The organism is Brenneria tiliae, assembly GCF_023347575.1.
GTDB lineage: Bacteria > Pseudomonadota > Gammaproteobacteria > Enterobacterales > Enterobacteriaceae > Brenneria > Brenneria corticis.
On sequence record NZ_JAKPCB010000076.1, the window covers coordinates 1 to 12423 of the forward strand.

General features: G+C 55.7%; 1 protein-coding gene. It reads right to left on the bottom strand.

Features of this window, described 5'->3' with window-relative positions; translation table 11 throughout:
• On the bottom strand, positions 1-12423 hold a 12423-nt coding region (locus MFP24_RS00460), incomplete at both ends, for an immunoglobulin-like domain-containing protein (protein ID WP_318011308.1).

Here is a 12423-nt window from a genome sequence, read left to right on the forward strand (position 1 = left end):
CGGCCTGGATAGTAACCTGCTCACCGTTGCTCAAGGTGACCACCAGATCGTCGGCCAGTACTCGGTCAACCTTGATGGTAAACACTGCGTCCTGTGCTTCGGTCACGTCGCCGTTGCTATCGATCGTCACATTGACGGTGTCCACCGTGTCGGTGACGGTTACCGTTGCCGTGTCGCTGATATCCAGTTGCTCGAAATTATGCTCGCCCGCGTTCGTGACGCTTAGGGTGTAACTTTCACCATCTTGGTAGACATCGTCACCCTGCACGGCAAACGCGCTTGAGGTGCCGGTTGTTGACCCGGCAGCAAAACTGATGGTCGCACCATTACTTAGCGTTACCGTAAAGTCGCGATCGGTGGGATTACTTAGCGTAGCGCTAACGGTGGCGCTGTCGCTGCCTTCCGCTACCGTGATATCACCCAGCGTTAGCGTGGTGGTATCTACCGTGTCGGTCACCGTCACTGTCGCGGTATCGCTGGTATCCAGTTGCTCAAAGTTATGCTCACCGGCGTTTGTTACGCTTAGCGTGTAGCTTTCGCCGTCTTGATAGACATCGTCGCCCTGTACTGCAAACGCACTTGAAGTGCCGGTTGTCGCCCCGGCGGCAAAGGTGATAGTCGCCCCATTACTTAGCGTTACGGTAAAGTCGCGATCGGTGGGATTACTTAGCGTGGCGCTAACGGTGGCACTGTCGCTACCTTCGGCTACCGTGATATCACCCAGCGTTAGCGTGGTGGTATCTACTGTGTCAGTAATATTTACCGTGGCGTCACCGCCCAATTGCAGATCTTCAAAAACCTTGCCGGCCACGCTGGCGTCGGTAAGGCCTAGCGTTACGCTGCCCACATCGACGTATACATCATCGCCCTGCGCCGGCACTGTGTAGGCTGCGCTCTGCTCACCGGCCTGGATAGTAACCTGCTCACCGTTGCTCAAGGTGACCACCAGATCATCGGCCAGTACCCGGTCCACCTTGATGGTAAAGACCGCGTCCTGCGCTTCGGTCACATCGCCGTTGCTATCGATCGTCACGTTTACAGTGTCGACCGTATCAATGACCGTCACCGTGGCTTCATTACTGGTCAGTTGCTCGAAGTTATGCTCGCCTGCGTTCGTTACGCTTAGGGTGTAGCTTTCGCCGTCTTGATAAACATCATCACCCTGCACCGCAAAGGCGCTCGAGGTGCCGATCGTTGCCCCAACAGCAAAGGTAATGGTGGCGCCATTACTTAGCGTCACGGTAAAGGCACGATCGGTGGGATTACTTAGCGTAGCGCTGACCGTCGCACTATCGCTGCCTTCCGCCACCGTGATATCACCCAGCGTTAGCGTAGTGGTATCTACCGTATCGGTAATGTTTACCGTGGCGTCACCGCCCAGTTGCAGATCTTCAAAGACCTTACCTGCCACTTCCGCCTTGTCGATACCCACAGTGACACTACCCGCATCGGCGTACACATCGTCGCCCTGTGCCGGCAAGCTATAAGCCGCACTCTGCTCGCCAGCTCGGATAGTCACCTGCTCACCGTTGCTTAGGGTGACCACCAGATCGTCGGCCAGCACCCGGTCTACCTTGATGGTAAAGACCGCGTCCTGCGCTTCGGTCACATCACCATTGGACTCAATGGTAACGTTGACCGTATCCACTGTATCGGTAACGGTCACTGTTGCCGTATCGCTGGTATCTAACTGTTCAAAGTTATGCTCACCGGCATTCGCTACGCTTAACGTGTAGCTTTCTCCGTCCCGATAAACATCATCTCCCTGCACTGCAAAGGCGCTTGAGGTGCCGGTCGTTTCCCCAGCGGCAAAACTGACGGTCGCCCCGTTGCTTAACGTCACGGTAAAGGCACGATCGGTCGGGTTACTCAGCGTGGCGCTGACGGTGGCGCTGTCGCTACCTTCCGCTACCGTGATATCGCCCAGCGTTAGTGTGGTGGTATCGACCGTGTCGGTAACATTTACCGTGGCGTCACCACCCAGTTGTAAATCTTCAAAGGTTTTGCCAGCCACGCTGGCGTCAATAAGGCCCAGCGTTACGCTGCCCGCATCGACGTACACATCGTCGCCCTGCGCCGGCACGCTATAGGCCACACTCTGCTCACCCGCCCGAATGGTGACCTGCTCACCATTGCTTAGCGTTACCACCAGATCATCGGCCAGTACCCGGTCTACCTTGACGGTAAACACTGCATCCTGCGTTTCCGTGACATCGCCGTTGCTATCGATCGTCACATTGACCGTATCCACCGTATCGGTGACAGTTACTGTTGCCGTGTCGCTGATATCCAGTTGTTCGAAATTATGTTCACCGGTATTCGCTACGCTTATCGTGTAGCTTTCGCCGTCCTGATAAACATCATCGCCCTGTACTGCAAAAGCGCTTGAGGTACCGGTTGTTGACCCGGCTGCAAAGGTAATGGTGGCGCCATTGCTTAACGTCACCGTAAAGTCGCGATCGGTGGGATTACTCAGTGTGGCACTAACTGTAGCGCTATCGCTGCCTTCCGCCACCGTGATATCACCCAGCGTTAGCGTGGTGGTATCTACGGTATCGGTCACCGTCACTGTTGCCGTATCGCTGGTATCCAGTTGTTCGAAGTTATGCTCACCTGCGTTCGTTACACGGAGGGTGTAACTTTCACTATCCTGATAAACATCGTCACCTTGTACCGCAAAGGCTGATGAGGTTGCGGTTGTTTCCCCGGCCGCAAAGGTAATGGTGGCGCCATTGCTTAACGTCACGGTAAAGTCGCGATCGGTAGGGTTACTTAGTGTGGCGCTAACGGTGGCGCTATCGCTACCTTCCGCCACCGTGATATCACCCAGCGTTAGGGTGGTGGTATCTACCGTGTCGGTCACCGTCACTGTCGCGGTATCGCTGGTATCCAGTTGTTCAAAGTTATGCTCACCGGCATCCGTCACGCTCAGGGTGTAGCTTTCGCCGTCTTGATAAACATCGTCGCTCTGTACCGCAAAAGCGCTTGAGGTACCCGTCGTTTCCCCGGCCGCAAAGGTAATAGTCACACCATTACTTAGCGTCACGGTAAAGGCACGGTCGGTGGGATTACTCAGCGTGGCGCTAACGGTGGCGCTGTCGCTGCCTTCCGCCACCGTGATATCACCCAGCGTTAGCGTAGTGGTATCTACGGTGTCAGTAATGTTTACCGTCGCATCGCCACCCAGTTGCAGATCTTCGAAGATCTTGCCGGCCACGCTGGCATCGGTGAGCCCCAGCGTTACGCTGTCCGCATCGGCGTACACATCGTCGCCCTGCGCCGGTACGGTATAGGCCGCACTCTGCTCACCGGCCCGGATAGTAACCGTGTCGCCATTGCTTAAGGTGACTACCAGATCGTCAGCCAGTACCCGGTCCACTTTGATGGTAAAGACTGCGTCCTGTGCTTCCGTCACGTCGCCGTTGCTATCGATCGTCACGTTGACGGTATCGATCGTATCAGTCACCGTCACTGTAGCGGTATCGCTGGTATCCAATTGCTCAAAGTTATGCTTACCCGCGTTCGTTACGCTTAGGGTATAGCTTTCACCATCTTGATAGACATCATCACCTTGCACCGCAAAGGCTGATGAGATCCCGATTGTTGCCCCAGCCGCAAAGGTGATGGTGGCGCCATTACTTAGCGTCACCGTAAAGTCGCGATCGGTGGGATTACTTAGGGTAGCGCTTACGGTGGCACTGTCGCTGCCTTCCGCTACCGTGATATCACCCAGCGTCAACGTGGTGGTATCTACCGTGTCGGTAATCGTGACTGTGGCTGTGTCACTGGTATCCAATTGCTCGAAGTTATGCTCACCGGCATCGGTTACGCTTAGGGTGTAACTTTCACCATCCTGATAAACATCATCTCCCTGCACTGCAAAGGCGCTTGAGGTACCGGTTGTCGCTCCAGCCGCAAAGGTAATGGTCGCACCATTGCTTAGCGTTACCGTAAAGGCACGATCGGTGGGATTACTTAGTGTGGCGCTAACGGTGGCGCTATCGCTACCTTCCGCCACGCTGACCTCACCCAGCGTCAGCGTGGTAACGTCCACCGTATCGGTCACTGTCACTGTTGCCGTGTCGCTGGTATCCAGTTGCTCGAAGTTATGTTCGCCCGCGTCAGTTACGCTTAGCGTGTAGCTTTCGCCGTCTTGATAAACATCGTCGCTCTGTACCGCAAAAGCGCTTGAGGTACCCGTCGTTTCCCCGGCCGCAAAGGTAATGGTGGCACCATTACTTAACGTCACGGTAAAGTCGCGGTCGGTAGCATGGCTTAATGTTGCGCTGACGGTGGCACTATCGCTACCTTCCGCCACGTTCACATCGCCCAGAGTCAGCGTGGTGGTATCTACCGTATCGATCACCGTCACTGTTGCCGTGTCGCTGGTATCCAACTGTTCAAAGTTATGCTCACCCGCATCCGTTACGTGGAGGGTATAACTTTCACCATCCTGGTAGACATCATCGCCCTGCACTACAAAGGCCGATGAAGTGCCGGTTGTCGCTCCGGCGGCAAAGGTGATGGTCGCCCCGTTGCTTAACGTCACCGTAAAGGCACGATCGGTGGGGTTACTTAGCGTGGCGCTGACGGTGGCGCTATCGCTACCTTCAGCAACGCTCACATTGCCCAGCGTTAGTGTGGTGGTATCTACAGTATCCCCGATCTGCACCGTAGCTGGGGCACCCAACTGTAAATCTTCAAAGGTTTTGCCAACTACTTCCGCCTTGTCGATACCTACAGTGACATTGCCCGCATCAGCGTACACATCATCGCCCTGCGCCGGCACGGTATAGGCCGCACTCTGCTCGCCAGCCTGGATGGTAACCCTGTCGCCATTACTTAGGGTGACCACCAGATCGTCGGCCAGTACCCGATCCACCTTGATGGTAAAGACTGCGTCCTGTGCTTCGGTGACATCACCGTTGGACTCGATGGTGACGTTGACGGTGTCGACCGTATCGGTCACCGTCACCGTTGCGGTATCGCTGGTATCCAGTTGCTCAAAGTTATGCTCGCCCGCGTCTGTTACGCTCAGCGTGTAGCTTTCGCCGTCCTGATAAACATCGTCGCTCTGTACTGCAAAGGCGCTCGAGGTGCCCGTCGTCGCTCCGACCGCAAAGGTAATGGTAGCGCCATTACTTAGCGTCACCGTAAAATCGCGATCGGTGGGATTACTTAGTGTGGCACTAACGGTGGCGCTATCACTGCCTTCCTCCACTGTAATATCACCCAGCGTTAGCGTAGTGGTATCTACCGTATCAGTAATATTTACCGTGGCGTCACCGCCCAGTTGCAGATCTTCAAAAACCTTGCCGGCCACGCTGGCGTCGGTAAGGCCCAGCGTTACGCTGCCCGAATCGTTATAAACATCGTCGCCCTGCGCCGGCACGCTATAAGCCGCGCTCTGCTCGCCGGCACGGATAGTCACCTGCTCACCGTTGCTTAGCGTGACCACCAGATCGTCGGCCAGTACCCGGTCAACCTTGATGGTAAAGGCCGCGTCCTGCGCTTCGGTCACATCACCATTGGACTCAATGGTAACGTTGACCGTATCCACTGTATCGGTAACGGTCACTGTTGCCGTATCGCTGGTATCCAACTGTTCAAAGTTATGCTCACCCGCATCCGTTACACGGAGTGTGTAGCTTTCGCCGTCTTGGTAAACATCATCGCCCTGTACTGTAAAGGCCGAAGAGGTACCGGTTGTTGCCCCGGCCGCAAAGGTAATGGTGGCGCCATTGCTTAGCGTTACCGTAAAGGCGCGATCGGTGGGATTACTCAGCGTGGCGCTGACAGTAGCACTATCGCTACCTTCAGCAACGCTCACATTGCCCAGCGTTAGTGTGGTGGTATCTACAGTATCCCCGATCTGCACCGTCGCTGGGGCACCCAACTGTAAATCTTCAAAGGTTTTGCCAACTACTTCCGCCTTGTCGATACCTACAGTGACATTGCCCGCATCGGCGTACACATCATCGCCCTGCGCCGGCACGGTATAGGCCGCACTCTGCTCGCCAGCCTGGATGGTAACCCTGTCGCCATTACTTAGGGTGACCACCAGATCGTCGGCCAGTACCCGATCCACCTTGATGGTAAAGACTGCGTCCTGTGCTTCGGTGACATCACCGTTGGACTCGATGGTGACGTTGACGGTGTCGACCGTATCGGTCACCGTCACCGTTGCGGTATCGCTGGTATCCAGTTGCTCAAAGTTATGCTCGCCCGCGTCTGTTACGCTCAGCGTGTAGCTTTCGCCGTCCTGATAAACATCGTCGCTCTGTACTGCAAAGGCGCTCGAGGTGCCCGTCGTCGCTCCGGCTGCAAAGGTAATGGTGGCGCCATTGCTTAACGTTACCGTAAAGGCACGGTCGGTGGGATTACTTAGCGTGGCGCTGACGGTGGCACTGTCGCTGCCTTCCGCCACCGTGATATCACCCAGCGTCAGCGTGGTGGTATCTACGGTATCGATAATATTTACCGTGGCGTCACCACCCAGTTGCAGATCTTCAAAAACCTTGCCGGCCACGCTGGCGTCGGTAAGGCCCAGCGTTACGCTGCCCGAATCGTTATAAACATCGTCGCCCTGCGCCGGCACGCTATAGGCCGCGCTCTGCTCGCCGGCACGGATAGTCACCTGCTCACCGTTGCTTAGCGTTACCACCAGGTCATCAGCCAGTACCCGGTCCACCTTGATGGTAAAGACTGCATCCTGTGCTTCGGTGACGTCGCCGTTGGACTCGATGGTGACATTGACGGTGTCGACCGTATCAATGACCGTCACCGTGGCTTCATTACTGGTCAGTTGCTCGAAGTTATGCTCACCCACATCCGTCACACTTAGGGTGTAGCTTTCGCCGTCTTGATAAACATCGTCGCCCTGTACTGCAAAAGCGCTTGAGGTACCGGTTGTTGACCCGGCTGCAAAGGTAATGGTCGCGCCATTGCTTAACGTCACGGTAAAGTCGCGGTCGGTAGGATTACTCAGCGTGGCGCTAACGGTAGCACTATCGCTACCTTCCGCCACGGTCACATCACCCAGCGTCAATGTGGTGGTATCTACGGTATCGGTAATATTTACCGTAGCGTCACCGCCCAGTTGCAGATCTTCGAAGATCTTGCCGGCCACGCTGGCACCAGTAAGGCCCAGCGTTACGCTACCCGCATCGGCGTACACATCGTCGCCCTGCGCCGGCACGCTATAGGCCGCACTCTGCTCGCCGGCACGGATAGTCACCTGCTCACCGTTGCTTAGGGTGACCACCAGATCATCAGCCAGTACCCGATCCACCTTGATGGTAAAGACTGCATCCTGTGCTTCGGTGACATCACCATTGGACTCGATGGTGACATTGACAGTGTCGACAGTATCGGTAACGGTCACTGTTGCCGTGTCGCTGGTATCCAGTTGCTCAAAGTTATGCTCACCGGCATCCGTTACACGGAGTGTGTAGCTTTCTCCGTCTTGATAAACATCATCACCCTGCACCGCAAACTCGCTCGAAGTGCCGGTTGTTGATCCAGCAGCAAAGGTAATGGTGGCACCATTGCTTAGCGTTACCGTAAAGTCGCGATCGGTCGGGTTACTTAGCGTGGCGCTAACGGTGGCGCTGTCGCTGCCTTCCGCTACCGTGATATCACCCAGCGTCAACGTGGTGGTATCTACCGTGTCGGTAATCGTGACTGTGGCTGTGTCGCTGGTATCCAACTGTTCGAAGTTATGCTCACCCGCATCCGTTACACGGAGTGTGTAGCTTTCGCCGTCTTGATAAACATCGTCGCCCTGTACTGCAAAGGCTGATGAGGTGCCGGTTGTCGCTCCGGCCGCAAAGGTAATGGTGGCGCCATTGCTTAGCGTTACCGTAAAGGCACGATCGGTGGGATTACTCAGCGTGGCGCTAACGGTGGCGCTATCGCTACCTTCCGCCACGGTTACATCACCCAGCGTCAGCATAGTGGTATCGACCGTGTCGGTGACAGTCACTGTTGCGGTATCGCTGGTATCTAATTGTTCAAAGTTATGCTCACCGGCATCCGTCACGCTCAGCGTGTAGCTTTCGCCGTCTTGATAGACATCGTCGCTCTGTACCGCAAAAGCGCTTGAGGTACCCGTCGTTTCCCCGGCCGCAAAGGTAATGGTGGCGCCATTGCTTAGCGTCACCGTAAAAGCACGATCGGTGGGATTACTTAGCGTGGCGCTAACGGTGGCGCTATCGCTACCTTCCACCACAGTTACATCACCCAGCGTCAGCATAGTGGTATCGACCGTGTCGGTGACAGTCACCGTCGCGGTATCGCTGGTATCCAGTTGCTCAAAGTTATGCTCACCGGCATTCGCTACGCTTAGCGTGTAGCTTTCTCCGTCCCGATAAACATCATCTCCCTGCACTGCAAAGGCGCTTGAGGTGCCGGTCGTTTCCCCGGCCGCAAAGGTGATGGTGGCCCCGTTGCTTAACGTCACGGTAAAGTCGCGATCGGTAGGGTTACTCAGCGTGGCGCTAACGGTGGCACTGTCGCTGCCTTCGGCCACGCTGACCTCACCCAGCGTCAGCGTGGTAACGTCCACCGTATCGGTCACCGTCACTGTTGCCGTGTCACTGGTATCTAATTGCTCAAAGTTATGCTCACCGGCATCGGTTATGCTTAGGGTGTAACTTTCACCATCCTGATAAACATCATCACCTTGTACCGCAAAGGCTGATGAAGTTGCGGTTGTTGCTCCGACCGCAAAGGTAATGGTAGCGCCATTACTTAGCGTCACCGTAAAATCGCGATCGGTGGGATTACTTAGTGTGGCACTAACGGTGGCGCTATCACTGCCTTCCTCCACTGTAATATCACCCAGCATCAGCGTGGTGGTATCTACGGTATCGGTAATGTTTACCGTCGCCTCGTCGCCCAGTTGTAAATCTTCAAAGGTTTTACCGGCTACGCTGGCATCGGTGAGCCCCAGCGTTACGCTGTCCGCATCGGCGTACACATCGTCGCCCTGCGCCGGCACGCTATACGCCACGCTCTGCTCGCCGGCCCGGATAGTGACCGTGTCGCCATTGCTCAGGGTGACCACCAGATCGTCGGTCAGTACCCGGTCTACCTTGATGGTAAAGACCGCGTCCTGCGCTTCGGTGACGTCGCCATTGCTATCGATCGTCACGTTGACGGTGTCCACCGTATCGGTGACGGTCACCGTTGCCGTGTCACTGGTATCTAACTGTTCGAAATTATGCTCACCCGCGTTGGTTACGCTCAGGGTGTAACTTTCACCGTCTTGATAGACATCGTCACTCTGTACTGCAAAGGCTGATGAGGTGCCGATTGTCGCTCCGGCCGTAAAGGTAATGGTCGCGCCATTACTTAACGTCACGGTAAAGGCACGATCGGTAGGATTACTCAGCGTGGCGCTGACGGTGGCGCTGTCGCTACCTTCCGCTACCGTAATATCGCCCAGCGTTAGTGTGGTGGTATCGACCGTGTCGGTAACATTTACCGTGGCGTCACCACCCAGTTGTAAATCTTCAAAGGTTTTGCCAGCCACTTCCGCCTTGTCGAGGCCCACGGTAACGCTGCCCGCATCGGCGTACACATCGTCGCCTTGCGCCGGCACGGTATAAGCCACGCTCTGCTCACCCGCCTGAATAGTGACCTGCTCGCCATTGCTTAACGTCACGACCAGATCGTCGGCCAACGCATGGTCTACCTTGATGGTAAAGACCGCATCCTGCGCTTCCGTGACGTCGCCATTGGACTCGATGGTGACATTGACCGTATCCACCGTATCGGTGACAGTCACTGTCGCAGTATCACTGGTATCCAGTTGCTCGAAGTTATGTTCGCCCGCGTTCGTTACGCTTAGCGTGTAACTTTCACCGTCTTGATAGACATCGTCGCTCTGCACTGCAAAAGCGCTTGAGGTGCCGGTTGTTGACCCGGCAGCAAAACTGATGGTCGCGCCGTTACTTAACGTCACGGTAAAGGCACGGTCGGTAGGATTACTTAGCGTGGCGCTGACAGTGGCGCTGTCGCTGCCTTCCGCCACGGTCACATCGCCCAGCATTAGCGTGGTGGTATCTACCGTATCGGTGACGGTCACTGTTGCCGTGTCGCTGGTATCCAGTTGCTCAAAGTTATGCTCGCCCGCATCCGTTACGCTCAGCGTATAGCTTTCTCCGTCCCGATAAACGTCATCCCCCTGCACCGCAAAGGCGCTCGAGGTCCCGGTTGTCGCCCCGGCTGCAAAGGTAATGGTGGCGCCGTTACTTAACGTCACCATAAAAGCACGATCGGTGGGATTACTCAGAGTGGCGCTGACGGTGGCACTGTCGCTGCCTTCCGCTACCGTGATATCGCCCAGCGTTAGCGTGGTGGTATCGACCGTGTCGGTAATATTTACCGTCGCATCGCCACCCAGTTGCAGATCTTCAAAGTTCTTGCCGGCGACGCTGGCGTCGACAATGCCTAGCGTTACACTACCCGCATCGGCATACACATCGTCGCCCTGCGCCGGTACGGTATAAGCCACGCTCTGCTCGCCGGCCTTGATGGTCACCGTGTCGCCATTGCCTAACGTCACTACCAAATCATCGGCCAGTATCTGGTCTACCTTGACGGTAAAGACCGCGTCCTGTGCTTCCGTGACGTCGCCATTGGACTCAATGGTGACATTGACGGTATCCACCGTATCGGTGACGGTTACTGTTGCCGTATCGCTAGTATTTAACTGTTCGAAATTATGCTCACCGGCATCGGTCACACGAAGGGTGTAACTTTCACCGTCTTGGTAAACATCATCACCCTGTACTGCAAACGCGCTTGAGGTGCCGATTGTCGCTCCGGCCGCAAAGGTGATAGTGGCGCCATTGCTTAGCGTCACCGTAAAGGCACGATCGGTGGGATTACTTAGTGTGGCGCTGACGGTGGCACTATCGCTACCCTCGGCAACGGTCACATCGCCCAACGTTAGTGTGGTGGTATCGGTGGTGTCGCTGGTCTGCACCGTAGCTGGAGCACCCAGTTGTAAATCTTCAAAGGTTTTGCCAGCCACTTCCGCCTTGTCGAGACCCACGGTGACACTGCCCGCATCGGCGTACACATCATCGCCCTGCGCCGGCACGGTATAGGCCACACTCTGCTCACCCGCCCGAATGGTGACCTGCTCACCATTGCTTAGCGTTACCACCAGATCGTCGGCCAGCACCCGGTCTACCTTGACGGTAAAGACTGCATCCTGTGCTTCGGTGACGTCGCCATTGGACTCGATGGTGACATTGACCGTATCCACCGTATCGGTGACGGTCACCGTTGCCGTGTCACTGGTATCTAACTGTTCGAAATTATGCTCACCCGCGTTGGTTACGCTCAGGGTGTAACTTTCACCATCTTGATAGACATCGTCGCTCTGCACTGCAAAAGCGCTTGAGGTACCCGTCGTTTCCCCAGCCGCAAAAGTAATAGTGGCGCCGTTACTTAGCGTCACGGTAAAGGCTCGGTCGGTGGGATTACTCAGTGTGGCACTAACTGTAGCGCTATCGCTGCCTTCCGCCACCGTGATATCACCCAGCGTTAGCGTGGTGGTATCTACGGTATCGGTCACCGTCACTGTTGCCGTATCGCTGGTATCCAGTTGTTCGAAGTTATGCTCACCTGCGTTCGTTACACGGAGGGTGTAACTTTCACCATCCTGATAAACATCGTCACCTTGTACCGCAAAGGCTGATGAGGTTGCGGTTGTTGCCCCGGCCGCAAAGGTAATGGTGGCGCCATTGCTTAACGTCACCGTAAAGTCGCGATCGGTCGGGTTACTTAGCGTGGCGCTAACGGTGGCGCTATCACTGCCTTCCTCCACTGTAATATCACCCAGCGTTAGCGTAGTGGTATCTACCGTATCAGTAATATTTACCGTGGCGTCACCGCCCAGTTGTAAATCTTCAAAGGTTTTGCCAGCCACGCTGGCGTCAATAAGGCCCAGCGTTACGCTGCCCGCATCGACGTACACATCGTCGCCCTGCGCCGGCACGCTATAGGCCACACTCTGCTCGCCGGCACGGATGGTGACCTGCTCGCCATTGCTTAGCGTTACCACCAGATCATCGGCCAGTACCCGGTCTACCTTGACGGTAAACACTGCATCCTGCGTTTCCGTGACATCGCCGTTGCTATCGATCGTCACATTGACCGTATCCACCGTATCGGTGACAGTTACTGTTGCCGTGTCGCTGATATCCAGTTGTTCGAAATTATGTTCACCGGTATTCGCTACGCTTATCGTGTAGCTTTCGCCGTCCTGATAAACATCATCGCCCTGTACTGCAAAAGCGCTTGAGGTACCGGTTGTTGACCCGGCTGCAAAGGTAATGGTGGCGCCATTGCTTAACGTCACCGTAAAGTCGCGATCGGTGGGATTACTCAGTGTGGCACTAACTGTAG